Origin of the sequence: Pseudomonas sp. TCU-HL1 (genome assembly GCF_001708505.1) — a bacterium.
Lineage (GTDB): Bacteria > Pseudomonadota > Gammaproteobacteria > Pseudomonadales > Pseudomonadaceae > Metapseudomonas.
In genome coordinates, this window is the sequence record NZ_CP015992.1 from 1,307,225 (window position 1) to 1,333,782 (window position 26,558).

Genomic DNA, 26,558 nt, shown 5'->3' on the forward strand with positions numbered 1-26,558 from the left:
TCATGCTTGGTTTGAGCCCGCCCGGACTGGGCGGGTTTTCCTTAGATAAACATCCGGCTTGCTGATATTGCCCCGAGGCGCCCGCTTGCGTTCCTCGATCCAGGCCTCCACCTCGGCCAGATCCCAGACCACACAACGCGTTGTCAGGTTGAAGCGCCGGGGGAACTCACCGCGACGTTCCATTTCGTAGATCGTGGATTCAGCCAGGGGGACGATCTGTCTCAGCTCATGCTTGCGAATTGTGCGCCGGAAGGGCAGGGGACTGCCCTTCGGGAACTGCGGAAGCGACTCGTAGTCTTCCGTGCCCGGTAAGGGGAGGGAATGGTCAGAGGCGGTATCGAGAGCCTCGGTAGTACGCGAAGAAGTATCCATCTCTATCTCCATGATTACGCTCCACGGGGAGATAGTGGGTTTCAATACCAGGTGAGGCAACTTGCTGTGGCGTAGCCTGGTGTATGGGCTGCTTCCGGCCCAGGCAGTGTTGTAGCTCCCGCTCCGTTCTGGGGGGCGCGTTGCGAACTTTGGCCCAGAGGTCATTAGCCCGCATAAGTACGGCTTGCCCTTTGAGAAAACTGCCTGGCAGCCAACTTCGGCCAGTTTGGCGGGTCTACTTGGTCGTTTAAAAAAGGGCTTGAGCCGTACCTTTTCATGTTGCTAGGATATTTAGGCGCCCCGGCAGGCGTATGACACCCGTCTTTAAAGCTGGAAACGGCACTGCCTTGTAGAAGCATGACCGACTATGAAATCTTCGGTCTTAGGCTTGCGGAGACGGGTGACGCTGCGACAAAGGCCGGGAGAATTTCATGGTTACCATCGTCACCCCTCCGTCTACCGTAGACGGTATCAAGCGCCTTGCTAAAGCAATCAAGCGCGAATTCGGTATTCCTCATACTCAGGCACTTGAAGAGGCGGCTCAAAAGGCGGGCTTCCAAAACTTCATTCATGCCAAACGGGCTATTGCTCAGACCTCATCGCTCAGCTACGTCGTCTACATCAGCGCTTACTGGCGGGACCGTCAAAGTACGCCCGTGAATGCTGGGCGTGAAACGATGCAGGTGGTTCTGTCCAAGCCGCTGACTGACCTCGTGACCTCTCGCCAGGTGCATTACTGTCGTAACCTGAAAGGATTTAAGCTTGAGGCTGCAGATCACCTTGAGCGAATTCAGGATACTGGCAGCAAGGAAAGGGCTGTCGAAGAGCTCCATCGCGCTGCAGACACCCTCAGCTTTCTCCAGACCACCGGATTGATTCCGGCCCATCTGAAGCCGCATTTCGAGAAAATGGAATTAATGCACCGCTTGCCCGGTGCTGACCATGCGTCATGGTGGATTGATCCGCAATCCACTGAGTGGGTTGTCCTAGACGAGCCTTACTTACATCGCTCCAGCCAGGCGCGTACGGACTGGTTTGTTGAACACAATCTTAAGGTGGTTCAGCCGGCTTGGCCGGGGCTTTATTATCCTGGTCAGTCCATCCCTTATCTCATCTCTCAGAGCTCAGCATTGCTCGAGAGACTGCAGCACCAACTGATGGATTTCACTGAAAATAATCTTCTGCCTCGCAAGCTTCATTCAGATAACTACTTCAGCCAGTTCATCAGCCCCACCCGGGCCGTCAGCGGCAAAAAGAGGAAGTCCAGGCCGTTCCCGGCATACGGTGACCGTAATGGAGCGACTCCTTACGGTGGCGCACCTGGTGTGCCTTCTCTTTGGCGCCCAGCCCGGCCCATGCCGCTGGAAGTTCACTCTACGATCGGACCGATTTTTCAGAAGCTCTGCAGTAGCTCGGTCAAGAAAGCAGGCATTACTGGCAGGGTCTACGACAGGCTCAACAATGCTCGCTCACTTCTAGAAGACTGGGCTTACGCAGAGCACAAAGGGAATATCACCCGTGAGATTGAGGAGACGCTCTACTACGTCGCGGGGGTCGAAGAGTGCCAGACGCATCAGGAGGCTGTAGATGCCATTACGGCTGTGCGCATTGGTATTCTGAATGGATATCAGGAGTGCAAGCCCCGGCGCGATTTACTCGTTCTCATTGATGGCGCGTTGAAAGAAGTCATTGCGAGAGCTAGCAAGTAGCATCGAGACCACCTGCATCAGCCGGGCCTACATCACAATGTCAGGCCTGGATTGCATTCCGTCTAGCCGATGAGAGGCTAACCGTTGCCGGCATGAGTGCTTTGTTCGAGATGGCTCAGCGCAACTCCCGTCTACCTGGGGCGGAGGAGTGAAGTGTTTGGCTGGGTTGGTGCCCCATCCGGAGCTATAAGAATGCTGCTGACTAAAGACTTCGATGGATCCCCTGCATGCTAGGTGCTTGGCGCTTTGTGGTAATAGTTGGCTCCGGTCTGATACAGCATTCCATTCTCTGCGCCCTGGAATGCCCCTTACGTGAGCTCAAATGGTATGACTCAGCAGCAAATCTCTTCCCCGCTAAGCTATTTCGACGCCATCAGGGCGGTTGGCACTCCAATCCTCATAACGGGTGATGGAGCAGAGGCCGACGCTGATCGCCTGTTTGTGTCTCGGCGTTGGGCTGAGGCCAGGGAGATCTACTCGACCCTAGAGGTTGATAGTCCCGCGCGGCGGGAGAAGCTGGCGTATTGCATACTCAGTTCGGGCGACTCTCTTACCATGGACCTGATGGGGCAGGGGATTGAAGAGGCTTCCCCCAATGGCCTTCATCTGCACTTGTTAGGTGTTAGTCAAGCTGTACTGGCAGGTAATCGAACCCCTGAAACGAACAAGGCCTTGGTTGCTATTTACCTGCGTGCCAAGGAATGCAGTCTCGCTCGTCAAGAACTGGTGATGACGATTGTGGGTTGTGCCTACCTATTCCAGCGAATGAGCCCACGAGGGCTGGGCGTGGGGGAAAACGATCTCTTTGAATCGGCATGTGCTGACCTAGAGGCTCTTGATTCGTTGCATGCCTCGCCTTTGAGGCTGTACCCACTGCTGCAGGACTACTACCGCTCGCGCAACGATGCGGTTGCCGCCGCGGCCATAAAGGCCGAAATGAAAGAACGGCTGAGCGGGATTCAGCTTGATACCAGTCCCTTGCTGGCTCTCCCGTTCATAGTTGCTTATGAACTGGGCGATCCGGATGTCATGCGATCAGTCGTGGATAACCTTTGCAGGCGCTATGCAACGGATCCGCATCTTGAGGAAACCGTGTCCAATGCGGCGATCTACACCACATCGCCCATGCTTCTGGATTGTCTCCCAGCAGAGTTGAAACAGCGGAGTCTCAACCGGCCAGAAGTGAAATTGTTAATGGCATTGCACGATAAGGATTCCAGCGCAGTGCTCCTGGCTGCGGACTTTCTCGCCACCGACAAATCCTATGATTCTTTGTGCAGGTCCTATTGCGTGGCTGAACCCCTGTTCCGGTACTTAGGCTTAGACCATGAGACGGGGCATTTCATAAATGGCTGTTGGGGCAGCATGTATTTCTGGGAGGCGAGCTTTGCTGATCAACTGATCGAGTGGCTGCCAGCCGGCGCTGGCCGCAAGAAGCTTCTACTGACCTTTCTGCCTTTTGTTTGTATCGATTTGCCTGCTGATGTTGTGAAAGAGCTGGCTGAGCTCTTCGAAGAGAATCCATCCTATGACAGCTATTTAGAGCTGCCTAGCGCTGCCTTCGAGGTTCTGGACCCGCAGGTATTTGCACGGTTCCTGGTTGATGCTGGTCGGATGTCTCCCGATGAAGAATTCTACTTTGGCGGTGATGACTGGTCCTGGGATCGCTTCATCCCGGCGCTAAAGGTCGTCCTTCAAGCGATCGAGTCGGTGGAGCGGGAAGCTCTAGAGCGGCGCCTTGAGGGTTGGGGTGTTCCTGTTCATCCGACCCTTTCACAGAACCTCGCCGGCATGTATTTGCCGGACGACGTGCGCAATGCTTTGGCTGTTCTTGAAGGTAGCCTGGCCAGCCTGGAGCCAGCTCAGTTGCCTTACCTGCAACTAGCACTGACCCGAATTGCCGGTGCTGTACCGGATCTGGTGTCTCCAGCCGTGTCCCATGATGTGTCGATAGTGGCTTACAACAAACTGATCAAGCCTCGATACCTAACTAAGGTGGGTGAGGATCGCATGCAGAAGCTGGCGAAGCGATATGGTGCGGCCGGCGTTCTGCGGGGGATTGAGGCGTTAATGACAAGTTCCGGTTTCGACAGCCAGGCTGAAAACGCCTTTGATGCCCTCTCGATGAAGCTGGTCGAGCTTCAGGGGACCCTGCAGCCCCGCAGGGCCTACTTGGCGGGTGTACTCCGGAAAAGGCTTCCCAAACTAAATACTCACTGGCTCGACCAGCAGGTGGTAGAGGCGATGAGGCGGGGCGTCGACATCGAGCAGATGATCGAGCTGGCCAAAGTCGTTACTAGCTGGGATATGTGGTCCGATGGGATCGAGGATCTCAGGCCGTATTGAGGATTTAGGGAGCTGAAGAATGAAGCGGATCGAAAGGGACTTCATCGCCCTGTTCAATTGTCTCTGGTACCGGGATTTTCCGGTATCCATTGACGAACCTATAGCCAGTCGGTCCGACTGGACGATCCACCTAGGTCTTGTAGTCAGGCAATGCGCGACCCTTCTGGGCGCTAGAGCGCTCTTTGAGTTCGGCGGGCGAACTGACGCCGTCCTCCGCTATCCAGGCGGTGAGTACCTGACATTTGTTGAGTGGGAGTGGGTGCAGGCGCACAGTGGCATCAACGAATTCAAGAAGCTAACGGATCGTGCTGACCAAGCGGTTTTCCAGACCTTCATCGGATACACCAGGCTGGATACCCTCCAGAAGACCTTGTCAGTGATCGAGAGTGAATGGAGCCAACGTGTGAAGCCACTGCTTGCGTTCATGATCACCTACACAGTAGCGGGGCGAAAACGTTGCTTTGAGTCCCTCGATACCTACTACTTCGCCAGGGGGAAGTATCGCCGGGTTCGGCGCCAACCGGCCCTGCCTTGGATGGTCAATCGGCTGAACTTCATTAGCGAGGGTGACTAGCCCGCAGTGCCTTGGCCTGGGTATCAAGGTCGACCACCAAGGTGAGGTATCGGGCTGTAATCCATTTTCTTTCTTGAGCAGAGCTGCTTGATGGTTGGGCGAGCAGGTGACGGGGTGCGGTTGCTTTAGAAACCTTGGCTACGGATTGGTATTGAACCGCGCTGATACCGTCCTCGAAACTCCTTTCGCCGCCATCGAGCAGGCGGTTATTCGGCCCACGGTCTAATTCTAAAGCCGGGCTGGCCGGGGTAATGTCTGTTCCAAACTGATCGCAATGAGGAGTGTTAGGCACGCGCCAAAGCCAGAAATGGCGGGCGTTTGCGCTGTGCAAGGCACGCCTATGCATGCATTGAGTGCCGTCTCCAACCCCCGTACAGACTGCTTTTCGGGCCAACGAAGTGCCGCCACCTTTTATCTTGCCCTCCGCTTTTTCTGTGCCTTTACGCTGCTGAGTTGGGTAATCAGGAGAGGCGGGACGACGATTTCCACAGCCCTTGGTCGGCAGGCGAGGGCAGAAGTATCCGCAACCAGGTGGCCCGCCACTGCGCACGTCGCGTGCATGGAGTCGGCAGGCGGATCGACAGTGAAACGGCCAGCTCATCGACACGACTCCAGCCACAAGGGCTGCACCCGACCGATCACCGCGTCGGCAGATACAGGGCCGAAGTAGCGGCTGTCGAACGACGCCTGCCAGGCTGGTAGCGCGAGACCCTGAGGCGCTTGGCAACAAGGACGTCATCGATGCGCACCTGGCTGCCCCGTATGGACACCTGTTGTGGCGCCATCGTCGCCACGGTCTTCAACGGCGGCACGTTCGTCGGCAGTTAGCCGCGCTGCGCCGCCAGCGACCTAGCCTCCGGTGGCAGGCGAACCAGCGCCAGGTCTCCAGACGCCAACGAGTTGGCCGGTAAAATGCGGTACCAACCGACGGGCACGCTGTCGGAGACGTTGTAGATCAGCCGCGGTGGCGACGTCGCAATCGCTGCCCAACCCAGGGCAAATAAGCTGCAGGCGAGCACTCCCAGTGGCCAGTGCGCTCCGCGAGCACACAACGTCATGGCGTAGCCTCCGGAAACTGCCGCTCCAGCACTTCGCGCAGCATCTCCGCCATGGTCACGCCGCGGTCGAAGGTCGCCAGCTTGATCCGCGTGTGCAGCGCTGGCGTCACGTCCAGCGTCAGCCGGGCGCTGTAGCGCTCGGCCTTGCCGTGGTCGACGACGGCGCCCTGGAGTATCCAGGCTTCGGCCTGCGGATCGGTAAGCGGGCGTGCACCGATACCGATGCGCTTGCCACTCATGGCGACCACCTCAGCAACCCGTCCACCAGGCTGCTGACCTTGCGTGCGGGGGCGCTGTCCGGTGCCAGCTCGCGTGCCAGACGACCGGTCGCCATGCTCTCGGCGAAGACGATGCGCTGGCGTACTTCGGCCTGCAGCGCCGGTAGCGGTTGGTCGGCCAAGGCGCTGCGTGCTTCCCAACCGATCACCGTAGTGCTGACGCGGCGGTTGATGGCAAACGCCGCGCGCAGCGTGGGCCTGAACACCTGCGCTCCGCGGATCAGGTTGACCATCTCCGCGCTGGCCCACAGGTCTTAGGGGCTGGGCTGGACAGGAACCAGCACGCGATCTGCCGCCAGCAACGCCGAGCGGGCGAGGGCGGCGATGCGCGGTGGCCCGTCGATGATCACGTGATCGGCTCCACGAGCCAGCTCAGGCGCTTCCTGGTGCGGCGTCTCGCGTGCCAGGCCTACAGCGCTGAATAGCCTGGGTAAGCCCTGCTGGCTGCGCCGCTGTGTCCAGTCCAGTCCAGTGCCGAGCTTTGCGGGTAGGCATCGAGCAGGGTGACGTTCTGCCCTCGCAGGGCCAGTTCGCTGGTGATATGTGTGCAGAGGGTGGTCTTGCCCACCCCACCTTTCTGGTTGAGCAGGGCGACGATCATGGGCTGCTTCCCCGGCAAAAACACCCCGATCAGCACTTGTCCACAAACAGGCGCTACCCCAATAACAAGTTAGAGCTTTTAAGTTAGTTAAGTTAAGGGGAGCTGAAAGCCCCGTCAGCCTTGGCCTGCAGAGAATTTCGTGCGCCTGATAGCACGATGGGGATGCGCCTCATAGCACGACCCCTGTTGCGCCTGATAGCACGACTGCATTCACAGCTTGTCCGCAAGTTATCCCCGTGCCGTCTACGGCACGCGCTGGAGATCCGGTCGCCTGGGGCATGAGCTGCGATGTTTCAGCGGTTTCCTAGGCTGGGGTTAGCGCCGATGATCGCCCTCCGGGCCTGTGCGTGTTTGCCGGAAACGGTCCAGGAGCGCGTTGAGGCGCTTCAGGCGACTTGGGGCGCAAAGATGGGGTAACGCGGCTGGAGCGTTCTAAGGGCCTCTGGAGGCGTTTCTGGCTGCTGTCGTTGAGCGTGGCTTAAGGGTGAACAGGCGGGCCTGACTGGTAGACCCTGGCCTGCTCGTGTGCGAGCTCGCGTCTCGCAGTCTCGCCCAACGGGCGGCATATGGCGTGTGTGGCTGCAGTCCCCGAAGGTGCGGTTCTACGGCTTTCTGCAAACCGGACAACCGCATCGGTGGGTTTCCGTAGATCCGTGGATACGTATCGACGGATTGGGGCAAAACCGTAAGGCCGTAACGGTCTCAAGCAACTGGCAGCACAACGCGGTTGCTCCAGGCTGATCGCCGGGTGCGCGCGCGCGAGCATCAGCCTTGCGGGTGCGGCGCGCGGCCGGCAGGGCAGGGGAAAAAAGGCACCGGGTTGCCCCGGTGCCTTCCGCTCGGTCTAGCGATTCCAGGACACGTGCAACTGCTCGAAATCGTTCTCCAGGGTGAACAGGTCACCGCCGTACTCCATGTCACGAGCCATGGCGCGGTAGTCGATGTACATGGCCGCTTTGGCAAAGGAGATTTCATCTATGACGCAGCCAAGAACGAGTACCGTTGTCCTGCCGGGCAAAGCCTGATCTTGCTTTTCTCACCCGTCGAGAAAGGGCTAAAGCAGCATCGTTACTGGCGTTCGCATTGCCAGGGCTGTGCGTTGAAGGAGCGCTGCACACCCAGCACAGAGCGACGGGTGAGCCGCTGGGAGCATGAGGCGGGCTCAAGGCGATTGGACCAGACACCGAAGATGATGCGTATCCGCCGCCAGACAGTGGGGGCCTCATTCGGCACGCAGAAGGCCTGGATGGACGCCACCATTCCCTCACCCGAACGCTCGAGCGGGTGAGCACGGAGATGAGCCTGCATGTGCTCGCCTACAACTTCAAACGAGCGCTGAACCTGCTGGGCAATAGTGCGCTGATGGCCGACATTCGGCGATAGCCTGCAGCAGTTCCGGCTTGTCGATCGGCTTGGCGATAAAACCGTCAAGTCCATCGGCCAGATAACGCTCCCTGTCCCCCTCCATGGTGTGCGCGGTGACCGCCACCACCCTGGGGCAACGCTCTCCCAGCAGGGTGCGGATGTGCCGGGTCGCCTCCACCCCGGTCATCTGCGGCATGGAGATGTCCATCAGGATCAGGTCGAACGGTCGCTGCTGGACCAGCTCGATGGCCTGTGCACCACTGTCGGCATAGTGCAGTTCGTGCCCCAGGCCTTCGAGCAAGCACTCGATCACCAGTTGGTTGCTCGGCGAGTCATCCACCACCAGGATGCGCCGGCTCGCCTGTTCGTACGTTGCCGACGTGCTGTCCTGCGACTCGACAGGATCGGCGTCCGCGCAGTCCAAGGGCAGAGTGACGATAAAGCGCGCGCCGCCTAGCGGCGAGTCGTCGATCTCGATATCGCCGCCCATCATCCGCGCCAGGCGGCGGGAAATCGCCAGTCCCAGGCCGACCCCATTATGCTCGCGGGTGAGGGAATCGTCGCCCTGGGCGAAGGCCTCGAACAGCTGGCCGCGCCGGGCCGGCTCGATACCCGGCCCAGAGTCGTCGACGCAGAAGCGCAGAGGCAGCCGCCCCTCTGCCGCCGGCGCGGCAACGACGGACAGGCGAACCAAGCCAGCCGCAGTGAACTTCACCGCATTCGACAGCAGGTTAAAGAGTATCTGCCGCAGGCGCACGGCATCGCCCAGGCACTGCAGCGGCAGCCCAGCGCCGGCCTGGTAGTCGAAGGCCAGACCCTTGCGCTCGCAGCTGGACTCGGCGTAGTTGAGCACCGGCTTCACCAGGTCGAGCACGCGGAACGGAGCGACCTCCAGCTCCAGCTGGCCGGATTCGATGCGGGCCAGGTCGAGAATCTCGTTGACCAGCGACAGCAGGTGCTTGCCGGAACGGTTGGCCACCGACAACCGTCCCCGCTCCTCGAACGAGAGACGGGGGCTCGACTCGAAAGCGGAGAGGATGCCGATCACCACGTTGAGCGGCGTGCGCAGCTCATGGCTGACCGTGGCCAGGAAGGCGCTCTTCGCCTCGTTGGAGGCGTCCGCGCGCCGCTTGGCCTCGGCGAGCTCGCGCTGCTTGGCCTTGAGGTCGCTGATGTCGACGCGGATACCGGCCAGGCCGCCGTCGCGCATGCGCCGCTGGATGACGCGCAGCACCCGGCCATCGCTCAACTGCTCCTCATAGGATTCGCCACGCACATGCTGGTCCAGCTTGATCCCGAGCTGCCCGGCCATGTCCTTCGCGCCCTCGACGGCGGCGAACTGGCCCTGCTCGATGCCGTACTGGATGATATTGCTGGCCGAGTTGCCGGCGCGGATGGCCGGCGCACTGAGCGGGTAGGTACGGCGGAAGTTGGCGTTGCACAGCGCCAGCCGGTCCTCGGCGTCGAAGATTGCGAAGGCATCGGGAATGGCCTCGATGGCATCGACCAGGCGGTTCTCGCTGCAGCGCAGGTTGTCGGTGGCCTCGTCCACCATGCGCCGCAAGCGCGCCGGCAGGCGCAACAACGCATAGAAGCCGCCCGCCAGAAGCAACGCCAGGGCATAGAACAGCACACGCAGCTCCAGCCGGTGACTCCCCGCGACCAACCAACCCGAAGCCGGCACTCCGGCCAGCTGCCAGACGCCGCCGGGCAGCACCACGTCCATGGTTATCGGGGCATTGGTGAACACCTCGGGCTGGCCATACAGTTGCTCGCCGTCGGCCCCCAGGCCGTCCTTGCCGCGAATGGCGATCTCGATGTCGCCGGCGTCGCCCGCCGCCTGGCGCGCCCGCTCGACTATCGAATGCCAGTCGATCAGCACCGTGGCGAAGCCCCAGAATCGCTCCGGAACGCTCGCTCCGGCGTCGTCGTTGACGAAGATCGGGTAGCGGCCGATGATCGCCGTCCCCCCCTGGATCAGCTTGACCGGCCCGGCCACCCACAGCTGCCGTGTGTCGATTGCCCGTTGTGCGGCCTCGCGGCGGGTCGCGTCGCCCAGCAGGTCATGGCCGATGGCACCCTTGTTGCTCTCGTACGGCCAGACATGGGTGACGATGCCGTCGGGCGCCAACTGAAGGCTCTTGATGTGCTGATCGTTGCCGGCCAGCTCCGCGGCGATACGCGCGAACAGGCGCTCGTCGATATCCGGGTTGGCCATCGGCAGGCCGATCAACCCCTTCACTTGGTACAGATCGCCATTGAGGTAGGACTCCAGCTGGGCGCGTACGATCGACAGTTGCTGCAGCACCGCCTGCTCCTCGGCCAGGCGGCTGGCGCGGGCGTCTTCCTGAAAGTAGGCATGTAGGGCAACCAGGTTGGCCGCCCCGAGCAGCGCCGCCAGGCAGACGGCGACCAGCCACTGCTGCCACCAGCGGCGCTGGGGCGCTTGGGCCGGCGGAGTGGCCAAGGGATCACTGGCGGTGCTGGTCATGGGCGTGGTTTCCTCTGTCATGCAGAGGTACATCGCAAAACGCAGGCCAGTTCTGTGACGCCTCGTGCGGCAGAGTGGCAGCGCCCCTAAGTCGTCGAGCGAAAACTTTAAGTGACTGAAATATATATATTTATTCGATTTTCTCGAATGGTCGGCGGCGATTTCGCCTGGCCTTCTCGACCTCCCCGGGCCAGGCGCGGTCAATTCGCTTCGCAAAATGCAAAGCAAATTGACGAGCATTTAGCCAAGCGCCTCATCGACCGCCACCTTCTCCCAGGTCTGGCGTTTGCGGTACAGGGTCGAGGCACTGACCTCCAGCAGGGCTGCCGCCTTCGGCAGATTGCCCCCGCAGAGGGCGATGGCGCGCTCGATGATGCGCTTCTCCTCCAGCCACAAGGGGAGTATTTCCTGATCGTCCCGCGGTTGCTTAGTTATAGCCGGACGTCCTCTGGCCGTTATCGCAGTGCTCGGCTCCTGGGCATTCACCACGCCCTTCTGCAGGAAGGCGTGCAGCGACTCGGGCAACATCTCGGTGGTGAGCTGCTCGCCCTTGCCGAGCACCACCATGTTCATGATGACGTTCTCCAGCTCGCGCACATTGCCGGGCCAGGGGTAGGTGCGCATGATCGCCTCCACTTCCTTGGAGAAGCCCTGGAACGTCTTGTTCTCTCGCACACAGATGTCCTGCAGCAGCTTGCGGGCGATCAACAGGCAGTCGCCGTCGCGCTCGCGCAGCGGCGGCAGACGCAGCGGAATCACATGCAGCCGGTAGTACAGGTCCTCGCGGAAACGCCCGGCACGCACCTCCTCCAAAGGATCGCGATTGGTCGCGCAGACGAAGCGGATATCGACCTGCTGGCTGACGCTGGAGCCGACCTTCTGGAATGTGCCGGACTGGATGAAGCGCAGCAGCTTGCTCTGCAGCTCCAGGTCCATCTCGCAGAGTTCGTCGAGGAACAGCGTGCCGCCGTCGGCCAGGGTGGCCGCGCCGTCGCGCTCGCTATGGGCACCGGTGAACGCGCCCTTCACATGGCCGAAGATCTCGCTCTCCATCAGATCGCGGGGAATGGCGGCGCAGTTGATGGTCAGGAAGGCCTGGCCGGCCCTGTCGCTGAGGCGATGCACGGCCTCGGCGCACAGCTCCTTGCCGGTGCCGCTCTCGCCAGTGATGAAGATGCTGGCCCGGCTGGATGCCGCGCTCTCGATGATCCGGTAGACCCCCTGCATCACCGGCGAGGCGCCGACCAGCCCCTCGAAATGGTCGCGCTCGTAGCGTTGCTGGTAGCTGTCGAGCATGTCCTCGAGGCGATGCTGCTTGAGCACATTGTTGACGGTAACTAGCAGGCGACTGGCGTCTATGGGCTTGGTCAGGAAGTCCACCGCGCCCAGGCTCACCGCTTCCATGGCGACGCTGGCCGAGTCGCTGGCGGTGACCACCACCACCTCCACGTCGATGGCCTTCTCGTTGATGTAGCGCAGAACCTCGAAGCCGTGCATGTCGGGCAAGCTGAGATCCAGAAGCACCAGATGAAAGCATTCCTTGCCCAGCGCCAGGAGTGCGTCGGTACCGTTCGCCGCATGCACCACCCGATGGCCTTGGGTCTCGAGGTATTCGCGGTACAGGATGGCCAGGGGCAGGCTGTCTTCGACCAACAGCACCGAGGCGTTCACTCCACTCTCGCGCATCGCGGTTCTCCCTTAGGCCGGCTGACTGATATTGAAGCGTTGGCGATAAGCCGTCAGGGTAGCGTCCAGAATGTCACTGGTTTCTGGCAGTAATTGCGAGACCCGTTCCCGGTCCATGCGTTTGCAGGCCGACTCGATCTCCCGGGCCAGCGCCGAGAGCTGGCTGGCGCCGAAAGTGGCGGCATTGCTCTTGAGGGTGTGCGCTTCGTCCTCCACACCGTGGCAATTCGACTGGGCCAGATGCGCGTGGATGGCGTCCATGCGCCGCTGGGCCTCGTTGACGAACAGGCCGATCATCCGCTCTAGCATCGCCTCAGAGGTCTCTGCGGCCAGGCGCGTGAGAATAGCCTCGTCCATCAGTTTCAATCCAGCCATGGTGTCTACCTCTGTGTGTGGGAGAGGAACATGCTCCAGGCAGTTGTCGATGGCCTGGAGCAGAGTTTCGCGGGTGAAGGGTTTGCCGACGAAGCCGTTCATGCCCACCGCCAGGCAGCGCTGGGAGTCTTCGCGCCTGGCATTGGCGGTCAGGGCGACTATCGGGATGGCAGCATAGGGCGACTGCCCCTCGCGGATGCGGCGGGTCGCCTCAAGACCGTCCATGGACGGCATGCGCACATCCATCAGAATCAGGTCGAAACAAGTCTGCTCCAGCAGGGTCAGCACTTCATGACCGTTTTCGGCGACCACGACCTGATAACCGGCCTGTTCCAGTTGGGTGACCGCCACCAACTGGTTGGCCGGGCTGTCCTCGGCCAGCAGAATCCGCCCGTGCCGGCGCGGCGCCGGCTCCGCCGCACTGGTGGCCGGGAGTGAAGGCGCAGGGGCCAGCGCGAACAGCTGCAACAGCCGCGAATAGTTCACCGGTTTCTCGATCACCTTGCTCCAGTCGCCGTCCTGGGCCTCGACCGCGGTGGCCAGGCGTTTGCGGTCCGCCATCAGCACCAGGCGGCCGCCGCCCTGACGAAAGCGCTCGAGCTGGCGCCGGGCCGCCGCGTCCAGCGGCTCGGCGGCATCGAGGAACAACCAGCCTACGGCATCTGCCTGGCCCAGCGCGTCCGCCACCCCCGCGGCACCTTGCGCCGTCAGGCCGAGCAGGCCCAGCTGGCGCACCAGCGTGTCGGCCAGTACCGGGTTCGGCGACACCGCCCTGGCCGTGCCCGTCGCCGCTTGCGGCGCAGGCCCGGCCTCGACTATGCCCAGTGGCACACGGAAGCTGAAGCGCGAGCCCTGTCCGAGGGTGCTGTCGAGGCAAATCGCGCCTCCCATGGCCTCGACCAGGCGGCTGCAGATCGATAATCCCAGTCCGGCGCCGCCGTGCAGGGTCGCGTCGGTGCTGTCGACCTGGGTGAAGGCCTCGAAGATTGCCGCCTGCTTGACCTCGGGAATGCCGATGCCGGTATCGCGAACCGAACACTCCAGGATGAAGCGGTCGTCCTGACGCTCGGCCAACTGCAACTGCAGGATGACCCCGCCCTCGCGGGTGAACTTGATGGCATTGTCGATCAGGTTCAGCAGCACCTGGCGCAGGCGTGCCTCGTCGCCCAGGCAGCGACGCGGCAGGGCCGGTTCGTAGAGCAGGGCCAGATCGATAGGCCGGTCGCTGAGCGCCAGTGCCTTGACCGCCAAGGTCGATTCGCACAGCTCCACCAGGTCGAAGGGCGCGCTGACCAGCTCCAGCGCCTCGGACTCAATGCGGGCGAAATCGAGGATATTGTTGATCAGCGCCAGCAGCACGCTGGCCGACTGCTGCGCCGACTCGATGTACAGCTGCTGGCTGTCGTTCAGCTCACTCTCGGCCAGCAGATCGACACAACCCATCATGGCGTTGAGCGGCGAGCGTATTTCGTGGGTGACGTGGGCGAGGAAGTCGGACTTGGCCTGGCTGGCCTTCTCCGCCGCCTCCTTGGCCTGCAGCAGGCCCTGCTCGGCCTGCTGGCGCTCCGCCTCGCGCTGTGCCAGCGCCCGGGACATGCGATTGAAGGCCTGGGCCAGGTCGTGGAACTCTCTGCTGGTGACCGCCCCGAGCGGCGCGTCGGTATGCCCGTGCTCGATCCGGTTGAGGCCGTCGCGCAGGCTGCGCAGGTCCCGGGTCAGCAGCACGCCGATCAGCCATGAAGTCGCTATCACCAGCAGCAGCGCCAGCACGGCGATCACGATCAGCCGGTCACGGGCCTGGCCGAACAGCCGCTCGAATCCCGTGGTGGCCATGCCCAGCTCAAGGTGGCCGACCGGGAACTCGTCGACGTAGATCACTTTTTGCGCATCGAATACACCATCGGCTACTGTCGCCACCGAGATGTCGGGCTCCAGGCTACGCATGTGCGACGGGCTAGAGCCGCGGTCGACCAGTATCCGCTGATTGTCACGGATGCGCAGGTACAGGCTGTCACGGTTGGCCATCACACTCTCGGCAACCGCTTCCAACGCAGCCAGGTCCGAGGACACTACAGCGTCGCGCACCAGCACTGCCAGCTCCTCCGCCTCGGCGTCGAAGCGCTCGGTGAAGGACTGCTCGTTGGACACCCGCAGAAAGTACAGGCTGGTCCAGACCAGACCGATCAGGATCAGGGTCTCGACCAGGGCGATCCCCAGGATGACTTTCAGCCGGAAGGAAATCATGGCGTATGCGCCTCTGCCTCTTCGCTCGGCTCGAGCGTGCCTGGAATGCCCTGCCAGTCCAATGCGGCGACTTCAGCGTAGTCTGCATCGACGGTCGCGGCGAAGGCCTGGAACCTGAGCCTTTCCAGCAATTTGCGCCCGCGCTCGGAGTCGGCGAGGCGGATCAGCGCCTGCTGCACCCGACCCTGCAACGCGAGCGGCACCCGCGGATGCGCGGCGATGGGGTGCGGCGGATAGCCCGGCGACTGCCACAGCACCCGCAGCGCCTCGCGCGCCTCGGGTGTGGTGCTCTTGAGCGTGCGCCACACCCCGCCGCCGGCCGCGGCGAAGCCGCGTTGTACATTGAAGTACACCGAGTCGTGACTGCGCACGAACCGCACCTCGACCGGGATGCCTCGGGCCGCCAGCTCCCGGCGGGTGATCAGGGAGGCGGCGAAGGCCGCCGGCGACGGGAACACCAGGCGCTGGCCGGCCAGGTCCTCGAGGCGCTTGAAACGGCTGTCGCGGCGCACCACGATCAACCCCTTGAGCCGTCCCGGCGCCTGCGCCACCAGGGCGTTGTAGCCACTGCTACGGCTGAATACCGCGTAGTGGTAGGGGTTCATGTAGGCCAGGTCGTAGTCGCCGCGGCGCAGGCCGTCTTCGAAGGCTGGGATATCCACGGCGGTCTTGAACACCAGCTCTATCCCGCTGTCGCTGCGCACCTGCTCGATCAGCGGTTGCCACAGCGAATACAGCTTGGCCGCCGGCTGCTGCGGCACAACGCCCAGGGTCAGTACCTGAGCGTGGCTGCCCTGGGCCAGGCCCAGCGCGAGCAGCGGCGCGGCAAGAAGCCGGAGTGGAAGGCGGTGCATCGGTCTTGGCTGGCGCATGATCGGGACTCGGGCTGCCGGTGTCGAAAGGTACAAAGCAAATTCAGGACCAGCCGCAAAACGCCACGCTATCCACGGAAAACTCCGCATCGGGCCGACTCCATTTGCATTCTGCTTTGCATTTTGCGAGGCCACCCCATCACTCTAGACCCATTTTGCAAAAGTCTCGGCCGAGGCATTTCGCTATTTCGGCAAGCACCTTGGCCAGGCCGGGCCTCTGCATTGCCAAGGGAGGCCCTGGCACGCTTCTCGCTGGCCCCCTGACGGTGTACGGCTAACGAAGGGGAGAAGGACCATGACCGAGTCGGATGCAGGAACCAGGTCACTACGCCCGACGCCGGGCGCGGAGCAACCGCTGTCGGTGCTGGTGGTCGATGACGACGCGCTGATCCGCCTGCACCTGCAGCTGGCCCTGTCCAACGAGGGCCTGCGGATCAGCGAGGCGGCCAGCGGCCAGCAGGCCCTGGAGCTGGCCAGTGGGAAGGTCTTCGACATCGTGCTGATGGATGTGCGCATGCCAGGCATGGACGGCTTCGCCGCCTGCGAGCGGCTCAAGCAGTTGCCCGGCCATGGCGCGACGCCGGTGGTGATGCTCACCGGCATGGAGGATCAGGAGTCGATCCGCCGCGCCACCCAGGTCGGCGCCATCGACTATGTCACCAAGCCGCTGAGCGCCACGGTGCTGGCCAAGCGCGTGCGGCATATCGTCCAGGCCCAGCGCAACCACGCCGAGCTGGACAGCCAGCGCGCCAGCCAGAATGCCCTGCTGCACGCGATCCCCGATACCATTCTGCGCTTCGATGCCGAGGGCATCTTGCTGGCCTCGAAATTTCCGGAAGCCTGTCCGAGCCTGCTGAGAATGCGTTCGGCGATCGGCAGCGGCATCCGCGAGATCTTCTCCGGTGTTCCCCAGTTCGATCCCACCCAGGCCCTGCAGCGGGCCCTGCAGGGCGAGACCACGGCGATTCAGATCGCCTGGCCGGAGGCCGAGGAGAGCGTCTACGAGGTGCGCTTCGTCGCCAGCGCCGCCAACGATGTGATGTGCATCCTGCGCGACGTCAGCCGCCAGGTACGCCAGCAGCGCCGCATCGAACAGCTGTCGCTGACCGACGGCCAGACCGGCCTGGCCAACCGCGCCTGTTTCCTACAGATGGCCCAGCGCCAGCTGGACGCCGCACCTGACCAGGCCCTGTGCATGCTGCAACTGAGCTTCGCCAGCTACCCGAGCGTCAGCAGCAGCGTCGGCAGCAAGGCCGCCGATCAGCTCATCCGTGTGCTGGCCAACACCCTGGTCGAGGCTAGCGGTGCGCGTCGCCAGTTCGACTCCAGCGGCGCCGGCAACCTGCCCATCATCGCCCGCACCGGCGAGGCGGACTTTCATCTACTGCTCGGCAACGAGGGCGAGACCTTGGACGCTCTGGTGTGGCGGGTGAGCCAGGCGGTCGATCAGCCTATCCAGGTCGAGCAGTACGAGTTCCGCCTACCCCTGCGCGTGGGTATCGCCACCACCGAGGTGGCGAGCGGCAACGTCGATGAACTGTTCAAGATGAGCGGGCTGGCGGCGCAGAAAGCCTGCCAGCAGCAGTCGAGCGAGCCGCTGCTGTACTCCCCGGCGTTGCAGCGCGAGAGCCAGCGCAGCCTGCTGCTGGAGTCCTCTTTGCGTCGGGCGCTGGCCCAGGGTGAACTGGAACTGGTCTACCAGCCCAAGGTCTGCGCCCACAATGGCCGGCTCAAGAGCCTGGAAGCTCTGTGCCGCTGGAGCCATCCGGAGCTCGGCGTCATCTCGCCGGCGGAGTTCATTCCCCTGGCCGAGGAGAGCGGTCTGATCCTGCCGCTGGGCGAGTTCGTGCTGGAGCGGGCTTGCCAGCAGATTCACCAGTGGCGCCTGGCGGGACACACCGAGGTGTCGATTGCCGTCAATGTCTCGGGGCACCAGCTCAACCAGCGCCAGGTCGATCGGCAGCTGTTCCGCCTGCTGGAGCGCTGCGATGTGCCGGAGGACGCGATCGAGTTGGAGATCACCGAGAGCGTCCTGGTGGAGCAGGACCATGTGCTGGGGTTGTTGGAGCGGATCAGGGCGCGCGGGGTGCGCATCGCCATCGACGACTTCGGCACCGGTCACTCGTCGCTGAGCATGCTCAAGACCTTTCCCATCGACATCCTGAAGATCGACCGCGCCTTCGTCAGCGAGATCGCCGATGAGCAGCGGGCCTACAGCATCGTCGACACCATCATCGCCCTGGGCCAGGCCTTGAACCTGACCCTGGTGGCCGAAGGCATCGAGACCGAAAGCCAGCTGCACTATCTGCGCGCGCGCGGCTGCCACCTGATCCAGGGCTACCTGACCGGCCGGCCGATGAGCGCGGGCGATATCGAGCGGCAGTTTCTGCAGCCGCAACTGGCCTCTTAAGAAGTCGCCCAGTGCGGGCGCGCCGCACCCGAGGGCGGCCCCTGACAATCCCCTTCGCAACCCTGCTTGAACGGCTGTCGAGTTTGCTGCCAGTCGGCAACCCCTGGTTCCTCGCACAATCCATCCGATTCTACACCGCTCTCCCTATGCCTTGTCCTCCTTACGCCTGCCTGCCGGCAAGTCCTCCCCTGTCCGGCGGCATCGAGATGCCCGGCACGCGGCGGAGACCTGAAGGCCATGAGGTAGTGACGGAGTGCGGGGGATGAGCTGGGCGGGACGAACAGTATGAGCGAACAGGGGGCGCGCACCGAGGCAAGGGCCTCGGGCTAGCTAGCCCCTGAGAGCTGTCTGTCAGGGGGCGAAGGTGCCTTCACCGGTCGGCGGCACGCTGCGCCAGGCGCCGTCGCCGGCAGCCGCCGGCAGGTTCACCCGGAACGGTGCGGTGAAGGCCTCCAGGGCGTTCTGTGTTGGGTCGTTGGGGTCGGCGACCGGCTCGGTTGCCTGCAACTGGACGAAGGCTTCGCAGAGGATGTCGCTCTTGAGCGGCGCCAGCAGATCATCCAGTGTCGCTCTGAGCTGCTGATCAATACGGGCACTGTCTAGCACCTGGGTGATGGCCGAGTACACCGCCGCGTTCACCAGGTCGGACTCCTGCAGTGCCATTGCCTGCGGGCAGCACAGGGTGCCAACCTCGATGGGATCGAGTTGCTGGCCGGTTAACAGCAGCACTGAGTTGAGGGTAACCAGGGTAGTGTCCAGCAGGGCATTGATCGCCGGCAGGTAGTTGTCCAGCACATCGCCTTCGTCCTCGTAGCCGGCCGGGCAGTCGCAAGGCTCCGGAACGCTGACCAGGCAGGCGCTGTAGGCCGGCTCGGTGCCGATGGCGTCGAGGCTGACGGCCTCGCAGGGCGACCCCGCCACCACCTTCTGCGAGACCCAGCGCGAACCAATGTCGGCGATTTCTATCGGGCAGCTCTGCGTCGTCTCGCGAAACAGAGCGCCGGGTAAACCGCTGGCGCCCTGGCCTACCGCGTAGTTGGGTTGACCCTGCAGGGCGTTGAAATAGCTCACACTGCCCGAGCCAGAGATGCCGTCGACACCGCGGTTATCGGTCGACTCGTCGCTGACGGCCTTGATACAGGGATCGCCCTCGCAGCTATTGCCGGCATAGTAGAGCGGCTCGCGAGTGGTGAAGCGATCATCGCGAACGCCGATCAGGGCTCGATAATTACGGTCCTGGCTGCGGTCGATATAGAACAGCCGGGGCGCATCGTGCTCGTCGAAGTCGGCCGCCTCGCCCAGCGCCTTGCCCTGGGCATCGACCACTATGGCCTTCTGTGACTGCTGGCTGACATAGCGCTTAACCAGGGCGTCGCGAATCGCCACTATGCCGACCAGGCTGCCCAGCACCAGGATGGTGATCAGCAACAGCAGTTCGACGGTGATGACGAAGCCGCCCTGGGCCTTGCGCGCCCTGCCGGCGTGCGGGCGGTTCGCGGCATTCGAGCTGGACATGATCATTCTCCTCTCCGTTGATCGGCCGCGGCGGCACGCCGCTCACAGCAGGTGCTTGAGAATCTGCACGGCATCGTAGAGCTGCACTCCCGCGGGAAAGATCACCAGCAGGAGGAACATCGGCAGGCACACCAGGCCCAACGGAAAGAGCATCTCCATGCTCTTGCGGTTGAGCACCTGGGCCGCCTGTGCCCGTTGCTTCTCCAGCAGGATCTGCGATTGCTTTTCCAGGGTCTGCAGGATCGGCGCGCCGACCTGGGTGCCCACCTCGAACACCGCGGCCAGGCGCCGCAGCTCCTGCACCCCGGTACGCTGGCCCATGCCCTGCAAAGCCTTGCGCAGCGACTGTCCGGCGTTCAGCTCGGCGCACACCAGCAGGGCCTCGCGGGCCAGGGGGTGGTCGGCCTTGAAACCGAAACGCGCGGCCTGCTCGAAGGCCTGGGCCAGGGCCGCGCCGGATGACAGGTAGGCGCGCAGCAAGTCGACGAAGAAGCCCAGGGTCCGCTGGATGCGGGCACGGCGGCGCTGGCGGCGGCGCAGCAGCCACAGGTCGAAGGCGAAGAGGCCGAGGATCGAGGCGGCGCACAGCGCCGGCCACTGGCTCCAGGGCCCCTGCCACTCCAGCAGCGCCAGCGGCAACAGTACCGCCAGGGCCAGCTTGCCGGGCCAGTACAGCAGGCGCAGGCGGGCGGGCATGATCCCGGCCTGGCGCATCAGCCGCGCCGGGAACAGCCAGCGGCGCAGTAATCCCGGTCGCCGCTTGGCCGCCAGCAGCCGGGCCTCCTCATCCAGGTTCAGTTCTTGGCGCTGCAGCGCGAAGACCAGCCCGAGGCAGGGCAGCAGCGCGAGCAACAGTGTCAGGTCGAACCACAAGCCATTCATCATTCGTCACTCCGCAGGATGCGCCGCATCCACAACAAACCGAGGATCTGGCAGAGCAGGGCGCCCAGCACCAGGGCCGGGCCCTGCGGATGCTCGCTGAGCGGCAGCAGCCAACCGGGCTCCTTCCACAGGAAGAAGGGGATCAGGATGTAGGGAAAGAAGGCGGCGAACAGCAGCGCATAGCGGGCGCCGGAGAGCTGGCCCTGGAGACGCTGGCGGTAGAAGCTGCGCTCGCGCAGGATGCCGCCCAGGGCCTGCAGCAGTCCGGCGAAGTCGCCACCGGCATGCCAGCGCGAAGTCAGGGTGTTGGCGAACAGCCTGACACCCTCGCTCGCGTACAGGCCGAGCAGCGGCTGGCAGGCATCATCGACCGAGGCGCCGAGCCTGATGCGCCTCACTATGTCCTCCAGGGATTGGCGCACCGAGCCCTTGGAGGCTTCGGCAGCCACCTGCAGGGCCAACAGGGGGGGCGTGCCACCCGCCGTGGCGGCCTGCATCAGGTCCACCACATCGACCAGGGCCGTCTCGAACAAGCGCGAGCGCCAGGCCACCAGGTCGTTCATCAGCAGCAGACTGACCGGCACGAAGGCCAGGCCGGCCACCACGGACAGGCCCAGCTGTGCGGGAAACAGGCTGAGGAAGATCACCCACACCGCCAGGCTGCTGAGCAGCAGACCGGCGACGAACAGCAGCGGGCGCAGTTGAATGTTGAGGATGCGCAGCTTCACCCGCAGGCTGGCGAGGCCGTCTCCCGGCAGCGTCGGCAGTGCCGGCGCCGCCGGGGTGCCAGCCAGGCGACGCAGCAGCAGGATGCCCGAGGCGATCAGGGTCGTGCCGGCCAGAAGCCAGAGAACGAGTTCAGCCATGTCTGGCCTCCGTGGTGCTGCGTTCATCCGGCGCGACGAGGCTGGCCGGCACGGCATAGCCGCGCTGCTCCAGGGTCGCCAGGAAGCTCGGCCGCCGTGCGCCGGGCAGGTGACGGCCACGGCGATTCAGCGCCGGGCCGGACTCGGCGTTGTCCGTGGCGTCCAGTGGCTCGGCGTGGAAGCGAAAGATCTCGCGGACCTCCAGACGTCCCTGGACGCTGATGACCTCACCGATACTGGTGACGCAGCGGCTGCCGTCGCGGAAGCGCGCCACCTGGACGACCAACTGGATGGCCGAGCCGATGATCTCGCGGATCGCCTCGCGCGGCAGGCCGACGTCGGCCAGCAGCGCCAGAGACTCCAGGCGCTTGAGGGCATCGCCGGGGCTGTTGGCGTGCACGGTGGAGAGACTGCCGTCGTGGCCCACGGTCATCGCCTGGAGCATCTCGAACACCTCGTGGCCACGCACCTCGCCGACTATGATGCGATCGGCGCGCATGCGCAGGGCGTTACGCAGCAGCATGCGCAGGTCCACCTGGCCGCGCCCCTCGCTGTTGCCCTGGCGCGCCTCCAGGCTCACCACATGGGGGTGGCGCAGCCGCAGTTCGGCCGACTCCTCGATGGTCACCACCCGCTCCGCCGCCGGGATGAACTGCGAAATGCCGTTGAGCAGGGTGGTCTTGCCGGCCGCCGCGCCGCCGGCGATCAGGATGTTCAGCCCCGCGTTGACCGCCAGCCCGAGCAGGTCGAGCATGGCCTGGCTGAGCATGGCGTTGTCGACCAGGGCCTCGGCGCTGTCCTGGGCCGCGATGAAGCGGCGGATCGACACCACCGGTCCCTTGGCACAGAGCGGCGGAATCATCGCGTGCAGGCGGCTGCCGTCGGGCAGGCGGGCGTCCACGGCCGGGCAGCCGCTGTCCAGGTGTTTGCCCTGGGCCGCCACCAGGCGGTCGAGAAAACGCCGCAGGTGCGCCTCGTTGTCGAACGCCAGCGTGGTCCTGCTGAGCTGGCCGCGGCGATCGACCCAGACCTCGTGGGGGCCGTTGATGAGGATGTCGGAGACCCCGGGGTCGATCATCAAGGGTGCCAGCGGCCCCATGCCCTGGACCTCCTGCAACACCTCTTCGCCCAGGGCCAGGCGCCGGGTCGCCTCCAGGGGGCTGCCCAGGTCGTCCTCGAGCCGCTCGATCAGGCCATCGATGCGCCCGCGCAGCGACGCGCTGTCGACCAGGGCCTCGCTTTCGCCCATCTCCAGCGAATCGATCAGGCGTTGGTGAAGCAGCTGGCGCAGACGGCGCAGGTCCATGCCGGGCGCCTCGAGATCGCGGGTGGCCATGAGCTAGCTCCCCAGGTTGGTAGCAGCCGCGCCACAGGCGCCGCCACCGGACAGGCTGACCAGACGGCTCTCCGGCGCCATGAACTGCGGGTTGCCGGCGCTCGCCAGGCGATACTGCTGACAGGCCGCAGAGTGACGGTTCTGCTCTTCGTAGATCAGGCCGCGATGGTAGGCTGCCCGCCAGCCGGGGGCGCCGACCCGCTCGGCCATCGTCAGGCTGTGCAGGGCCTCGGCATAGTTGCGATCCAGGTACTGCACCGCCGCCAGGGTCTCGTACAACTGGGGGTGGCGGGGGTTGAGACGGATCTGCTGCTTGAGCAGCGTCCGCGCCAGAGCCTGGTTGCCCTCCTCCAGGGCGATCCGGCTGCGCAGCACGGCGGCCTCGGGACGCGGCTTGCGCCCTTCCAGCAGTTGGTCGAGCAGGTAGCCGGCCTGGGCCGCGCGCCCGGACTGGTGGGCCATAACCGCCGCCAGCATGATCACCCGTTCGTTGTGCGGGAAGGCCGCGTACAGCTGCATGGTTTCGCGCAGCAGGCCCTGGCAGTCGACCGGTTCGCTCCAGCCCTGGGTGGCGGTGTGGCAGGCCGCGCCGCTGGCCAGGGTGGCCCGGTAGTGGCTCAGCACCCGGTCGACCTGAACGTTGGGATCCTCGCTGGCCTGGGTACGTTGCTGGCCCAGCGAGCCACAGCCGCCGAGCAGGGTCATGACGAGGGCCATGGGCAATGCGAGTCTGGTATTCATCTCAGTGTTCCTCTTCACGGGGCAAGGCAACGCCGGGCTGCAGGGCCCGCTGCGCCAGGTCGAGGGGGGACGGAAAGGCCCACAGGTGCACGTCGCCCTGGGTTTCGCGGACCAAAGTGGGCGTCACCACGATGATCAGCTCACGATCCTGGCCGCTGTCGCTGGAGGCTTCGGCCAGGCGGCCGAGCAGCGGGATCTGGTTTACCCCGGGAGTGAAGTCCTCCTGGGTCGACTGTTCGCTGGAGACCAGGCCGCCGAGGATCAGCGGCTGGCCGTCCTGCAGGCGGGTGGTGGTGCTGATGCTGCGGGTATTGAAGGCCGTGCTGTTGAGGTTGCTGCCGGTGCTGCCGGAGATCTGCCGGGTCAGTAGGGTGTCCGGTGCCGACACGGTCGGATTGACGTCCAGGGTGATACGGTCGTTCTCGTCGACCATGGCGCGTACCTTCAGTTGCACGCCGAAGGACTTGAAGCTGGTGCCGCTGAACACCCCCGGAGTGTTGTTGCCCACCTCGTCGCCGCTCTTCAGCCCGGTGGGGGCGAAGGCGGTGGGTACCGGCACCTCGCCGCCGACGCTGAACACCGCGGATTCGCCGGCCAGCATCATCAGGGTCGGCCGCGACAGGGTGCGGGAGATGCCCTCCTGCTCCATCAGTGAGAACAGCAGGTCGAAGGCCAGGCGGCTGCTGCCGATCTGCAGGTTGTTGGTCAGCGAACCGCCGATGATCTGCAGGGCATTCTCCACGGTGGAGCTGTCAGGCTGGATCTGGCCCAGGCCGCCGAGGCCGAACAGACCCTCGGTGTTGTAGCCCTGGGTCACCAGGCTCAGGTCCGGACGCCAGCTATACAGACGATTGCGGTTGACCTCGTGGATCTGCACCGCCACCCGCACCTGCGGCAGGTCGCGCACCTCGATCATCGACAACAGGCGGCCGTTGGCCAGCGACAGCAGCTTGGCCCGACCGACATTGGCCCGCAGGTCGTTGTCGTGGATGCCCGCGCCGCCGTCCAGGCCGCTGATCAGCGAGGCGGCCGCCTTGGTCGAGCCACGCTGCTCGAGCAGGCCGCCGGACTCGTCGGCGACCACCGCCACGTCCGACAGTCCACCAGCGAGCCCCTGTTCACCGAGGAACAGGCGTGAGGCGACGTTGAGCACCCGGGTCAGGGTAACCTGGTCGCGCACCTCGCCCTCGAGGATCAGGGTGTCGACGAAATCATCGGCGATGTCGCCACGCATCACCCGACGGATACGCACACCGTTGCCGCCGAGGGGCGCGATGGCATCGCGGATCTTCAACTCCATGCTCTTGGGCAGGGTCTCGACCTGGATCAGGTTGATCACCGCCACCCGGCTGTCGCCGCCCAGGCTCTGCGCGCCGAGGCGAAATGCGCTGTTGGCAGGGTTGCCGTCCTGGGCCGCCACCACCATCTGCAAGGCGGCGGACAGGTTCTGCGCCGGGTCCTGCGCGGTCGCGGCATCGGCCTGCTGACGCACCCCCAGGTAATGGCGGGCGGCCGCCTCGGCGGCGACCTTGTACTTGACTGTGGGCACCTTGCCACGCAGCACCAGGGCCGGGCGATCCGGCGCCGGCTCCAGGCGGATGCCGGAATGGATGTCGCGCAGGGCGCTGCGCAATACCGACAGGTCTTCGCTGACGCTGAACAGGTAGGTTTCACTGCTGCCATCGGCGTACCACACGATCAACGTGGTGCGCCCGACGTTCTTGGCCAGCACCAGCAGTTCGCGACCGCCGAGAATCTCCACCTCCAGGGTCTTCTCCTGGCCGATCGCCACGCGCTTGAGCTCCTTGTCGAACAGCAACCGCGAGTGGGTCCACTGGATCAGGTCGCGGAACCCGGCGGAGCGGCGTCCGCTGGCATCCTCGACGAAGGTCAGGCCGGCCTGGACCGGTACCGGCATGACCAGACCGAACAGCGCTGCGGCGCAGGCCAGCAGCAAACAGCTTCGCGTGCTTTTCATTTCTTCACCTCGGCGTTTAGGGGCGCGGCCATGGGCTGTGCCGCGAGGGGCTGTACGGCCTGCAGGCAGGGCGCTACGGCTTGGCCACTGGTCTCCAGTGGCAGGTAGGTGAAGATCTCCACCCGCCGGTTCAAAGGGGCTACTTCGCTGAGCAGCAGCGGGTGCAGGGGCGCGTGCTCGCCGTAGGCGACGACTCGCAGCTGCTGGGCCGGCAGGCCCTGGCGCAGCAGCTCATGGGCCACGCTGCGGGCACGGCGCTCGGACAGGCGCTGGTTGTAGTCCTCGCCGCCGGCCGCATCGGTATGTCCGGCGACCAGCACGTTGGGAATTGCGCCATGGCTCTGCAGCGCGCGGGCGAGCGTCGCCAGCTCCTGCTGCACCGCAGGGCGCAACTCGCCGGCATCGTGCTCGAAGGGGGTGATCCGGGCGATCAACTGGTAGTGCCCGGCCTGTCCCGTACAGCTGCGCAGCGCCCTGGCGGCCTGGTCGAGCGGGCGGTGGTACGGCCAGTGCTGCGGCTGCCCCGGCTCCCGTGGGTCGCGGTCGTGGGCATAGGCACTCAGGGTTGCCGGGGCATGGCTGCGCCACGTCGGTTCATGGTTCGACTCGGGCAGCGGCCGCGCCGCTTCCTGGCCGGCGCATCCGGCGAGTAAGACGCCTAGTAACAGACTGGCGGTTCTCATTGCAGGACCTCTCTGTCTTGTGACGGCTGGACGATATAGCGCTCGTCAGCCCTGGTCGTCAGAGCCTCTGGATTGCGTGAACAGGGGCGTGGGCGACGGTTTCATAGGAGGTGTTGCACGGCCCGTACCAAGTCCGTAGATCATGTTTTTTATGTTTTATAACAATGACTTATCAT

The 26,558-nt window shown here is 64.1% G+C and carries 17 protein-coding genes and 4 pseudogenes; 5 read left to right on the forward strand and 16 right to left on the reverse strand.

Annotation, left to right across the window (positions count from 1 at the left end):
* Positions 1 to 384: a helix-turn-helix transcriptional regulator gene (locus THL1_RS06075; RefSeq protein ID WP_069082418.1), complete on the reverse strand. Its 384-nt coding sequence runs from the start codon at positions 382 to 384 to the stop codon at positions 1 to 3.
* Between the two features lie 419 nt (positions 385 to 803).
* Between THL1_RS06075 and THL1_RS06080 the strand changes: the two genes are divergently transcribed.
* The 3 genes from THL1_RS06080 to THL1_RS06090 all read left to right on the forward strand — a co-directional run bounded on the left by THL1_RS06080 (position 804) and on the right by THL1_RS06090 (position 5,001).
* Entirely contained in the window at positions 804 to 2,081 is a 1,278-nt protein-coding gene (locus tag THL1_RS06080; protein WP_069082419.1) for a DUF5623 domain-containing protein, read from the forward strand.
* Between the two features lie 327 nt (positions 2,082 to 2,408).
* The gene (locus THL1_RS06085) at positions 2,409 to 4,427 is read left to right on the forward strand and encodes a hypothetical protein (RefSeq protein ID WP_069082420.1); all 2,019 of its coding nucleotides are present in this window, start codon (positions 2,409 to 2,411) and stop codon (positions 4,425 to 4,427) included.
* Between the two features lie 19 nt (positions 4,428 to 4,446).
* Entirely contained in the window at positions 4,447 to 5,001 is a 555-nt protein-coding gene (locus THL1_RS06090) for a hypothetical protein (RefSeq protein ID WP_177343816.1), read from the forward strand.
* A gap of 103 nt (positions 5,002 to 5,104) precedes the next feature.
* Here the strand turns inward: THL1_RS06090 and THL1_RS30540 are convergent.
* From THL1_RS30540 to parA, 4 genes and pseudogenes are all read right to left on the reverse strand, one after another.
* Positions 5,105 to 5,209: pseudogene (locus tag THL1_RS30540) on the reverse strand (Fic family protein); the annotation flags it as partial.
* Positions 5,210 to 5,598: 389 nt separating this feature from the next.
* A pseudogene (locus THL1_RS06095) lies at positions 5,599 to 6,059 on the reverse strand (S26 family signal peptidase).
* A complete protein-coding gene (locus tag THL1_RS06100; RefSeq protein WP_069082421.1) occupies positions 6,056 to 6,298 on the reverse strand; it encodes a hypothetical protein in 243 nt (80 codons plus the stop codon). Before THL1_RS06100 ends, THL1_RS06095 begins: the two are co-directional and overlap by 4 nt.
* Positions 6,295 to 6,938, reverse strand: a pseudogene (gene parA, locus THL1_RS06105) (ParA family partition ATPase). Before parA ends, THL1_RS06100 begins: the two are co-directional and overlap by 4 nt.
* Before the next feature lie 949 nt (positions 6,939 to 7,887).
* On the opposite strand from parA, the pseudogene THL1_RS29525 reads away from it, so the two are divergent.
* Positions 7,888 to 8,321: pseudogene (locus tag THL1_RS29525) on the forward strand (transposase); the annotation flags it as partial.
* On the opposite strand, the gene THL1_RS06110 reads toward THL1_RS29525, so the two are convergent.
* The 4 genes from THL1_RS06110 to THL1_RS06125 form a co-directional block, all read right to left on the reverse strand.
* A complete protein-coding gene (locus THL1_RS06110; RefSeq protein WP_069082422.1) occupies positions 8,263 to 10,794 on the reverse strand; it encodes a response regulator in 2,532 nt (843 codons plus the stop codon). The pseudogene THL1_RS29525 and the gene THL1_RS06110 sit on opposite strands and share 59 nt — an antisense overlap.
* A 240-nt stretch (positions 10,795 to 11,034) precedes the next feature.
* Positions 11,035 to 12,480: a sigma-54-dependent transcriptional regulator gene (locus THL1_RS06115; protein ID WP_069082423.1), complete on the reverse strand. Its 1,446-nt coding sequence runs from the start codon at positions 12,478 to 12,480 to the stop codon at positions 11,035 to 11,037.
* A 12-nt stretch (positions 12,481 to 12,492) separates the two neighbouring features.
* Positions 12,493 to 15,099: a response regulator gene (locus tag THL1_RS06120; RefSeq protein ID WP_069082424.1), complete on the reverse strand. Its 2,607-nt coding sequence runs from the start codon at positions 15,097 to 15,099 to the stop codon at positions 12,493 to 12,495.
* On the reverse strand, positions 15,096 to 15,953 hold the full coding sequence (locus THL1_RS06125; RefSeq protein ID WP_069082425.1) for a phosphate/phosphite/phosphonate ABC transporter substrate-binding protein: 858 nt from the start codon (positions 15,951 to 15,953) through the stop codon (positions 15,096 to 15,098). The genes THL1_RS06120 and THL1_RS06125 overlap by 4 nt, the downstream gene beginning before the upstream one ends.
* A gap of 313 nt (positions 15,954 to 16,266) precedes the next feature.
* Here THL1_RS06125 and THL1_RS06130 point away from each other — a divergent pair, with 313 nt between their 5' ends.
* Positions 16,267 to 18,381, forward strand: a complete 2,115-nt coding sequence (locus THL1_RS06130; RefSeq protein ID WP_083245832.1) for a putative bifunctional diguanylate cyclase/phosphodiesterase — start codon at positions 16,267 to 16,269, stop codon at positions 18,379 to 18,381.
* A gap of 351 nt (positions 18,382 to 18,732) precedes the next feature.
* Here the strand turns inward: THL1_RS06130 and THL1_RS06135 are convergent, their stop codons facing one another.
* Genes THL1_RS06135 through THL1_RS06165 form a run of 7 tightly spaced genes read right to left on the reverse strand, consistent with a single transcriptional unit; the run spans position 18,733 to position 26,382 of the window.
* Positions 18,733 to 19,896, reverse strand: coding sequence for a hypothetical protein (locus THL1_RS06135; protein ID WP_069086427.1), 1,164 nt, complete (start codon positions 19,894 to 19,896; stop codon positions 18,733 to 18,735).
* Between the two features lie 42 nt (positions 19,897 to 19,938).
* Positions 19,939 to 20,781, reverse strand: a complete 843-nt coding sequence (locus THL1_RS06140; RefSeq protein ID WP_069082427.1) for a type II secretion system F family protein — start codon at positions 20,779 to 20,781, stop codon at positions 19,939 to 19,941.
* Positions 20,778 to 21,644, reverse strand: coding sequence for a type II secretion system F family protein (locus THL1_RS06145; protein ID WP_069082428.1), 867 nt, complete (start codon positions 21,642 to 21,644; stop codon positions 20,778 to 20,780). Before THL1_RS06145 ends, THL1_RS06140 begins: the two co-directional genes overlap by 4 nt.
* Entirely contained in the window at positions 21,637 to 22,980 is a 1,344-nt protein-coding gene (locus THL1_RS06150) for a CpaF family protein (RefSeq protein ID WP_069082429.1), read from the reverse strand. The genes THL1_RS06145 and THL1_RS06150 overlap by 8 nt, the downstream gene beginning before the upstream one ends.
* Before the next feature lie 3 nt (positions 22,981 to 22,983).
* Positions 22,984 to 23,721, reverse strand: a complete 738-nt coding sequence (locus THL1_RS06155) for a tetratricopeptide repeat protein (RefSeq protein WP_069082430.1) — start codon at positions 23,719 to 23,721, stop codon at positions 22,984 to 22,986.
* A 1-nt stretch (position 23,722) separates the two neighbouring features.
* Positions 23,723 to 25,699 (reverse strand): pilus assembly protein N-terminal domain-containing protein, encoded by a 1,977-nt coding sequence (locus THL1_RS06160; RefSeq protein WP_083245834.1) that lies wholly within the window; start codon positions 25,697 to 25,699, stop codon positions 23,723 to 23,725.
* Positions 25,696 to 26,382, reverse strand: coding sequence for an OmpA family protein (locus THL1_RS06165; RefSeq protein WP_069082432.1), 687 nt, complete (start codon positions 26,380 to 26,382; stop codon positions 25,696 to 25,698). Before THL1_RS06165 ends, THL1_RS06160 begins: the two co-directional genes overlap by 4 nt.
* Positions 26,383 to 26,558: the final 176 nt, after the last annotated feature.

Coding starts and splice junctions, on each gene's coding strand:
- THL1_RS06115 (WP_069082423.1), bottom strand. CDS start 12,480: ATGCGCGAGAGTGGAGTGAACGCCTCGGTGCTGTTGGTCGAAGACAGC.
- THL1_RS06160 (WP_083245834.1), bottom strand. CDS start 25,699: ATGAAAAGCACGCGAAGCTGTTTGCTGCTGGCCTGCGCCGCAGCGCTG.
- THL1_RS06125 (WP_069082425.1), bottom strand. CDS start 15,953: ATGCACCGCCTTCCACTCCGGCTTCTTGCCGCGCCGCTGCTCGCGCTG.
- THL1_RS06080 (WP_069082419.1), top strand. CDS start 804: ATGGTTACCATCGTCACCCCTCCGTCTACCGTAGACGGTATCAAGCGC.
- THL1_RS06135 (WP_069086427.1), bottom strand. CDS start 19,896: ATGTCCAGCTCGAATGCCGCGAACCGCCCGCACGCCGGCAGGGCGCGC.
- THL1_RS06145 (WP_069082428.1), bottom strand. CDS start 21,644: ATGGCTGAACTCGTTCTCTGGCTTCTGGCCGGCACGACCCTGATCGCC.
- THL1_RS06120 (WP_069082424.1), bottom strand. CDS start 15,099: ATGATTTCCTTCCGGCTGAAAGTCATCCTGGGGATCGCCCTGGTCGAG.
- THL1_RS06140 (WP_069082427.1), bottom strand. CDS start 20,781: ATGATGAATGGCTTGTGGTTCGACCTGACACTGTTGCTCGCGCTGCTG.
- THL1_RS06090 (WP_177343816.1), top strand. CDS start 4,447: ATGAAGCGGATCGAAAGGGACTTCATCGCCCTGTTCAATTGTCTCTGG.
- THL1_RS06165 (WP_069082432.1), bottom strand. CDS start 26,382: ATGAGAACCGCCAGTCTGTTACTAGGCGTCTTACTCGCCGGATGCGCC.
- THL1_RS06085 (WP_069082420.1), top strand. CDS start 2,409: ATGACTCAGCAGCAAATCTCTTCCCCGCTAAGCTATTTCGACGCCATC.
- THL1_RS06100 (WP_069082421.1), bottom strand. CDS start 6,298: ATGAGTGGCAAGCGCATCGGTATCGGTGCACGCCCGCTTACCGATCCG.
- THL1_RS06150 (WP_069082429.1), bottom strand. CDS start 22,980: ATGGCCACCCGCGATCTCGAGGCGCCCGGCATGGACCTGCGCCGTCTG.
- THL1_RS06110 (WP_069082422.1), bottom strand. CDS start 10,794: ATGACCAGCACCGCCAGTGATCCCTTGGCCACTCCGCCGGCCCAAGCG.
- THL1_RS06075 (WP_069082418.1), bottom strand. CDS start 384: ATGGAGATAGAGATGGATACTTCTTCGCGTACTACCGAGGCTCTCGAT.
- THL1_RS06130 (WP_083245832.1), top strand. CDS start 16,267: ATGACCGAGTCGGATGCAGGAACCAGGTCACTACGCCCGACGCCGGGC.
- THL1_RS06155 (WP_069082430.1), bottom strand. CDS start 23,721: ATGAATACCAGACTCGCATTGCCCATGGCCCTCGTCATGACCCTGCTC.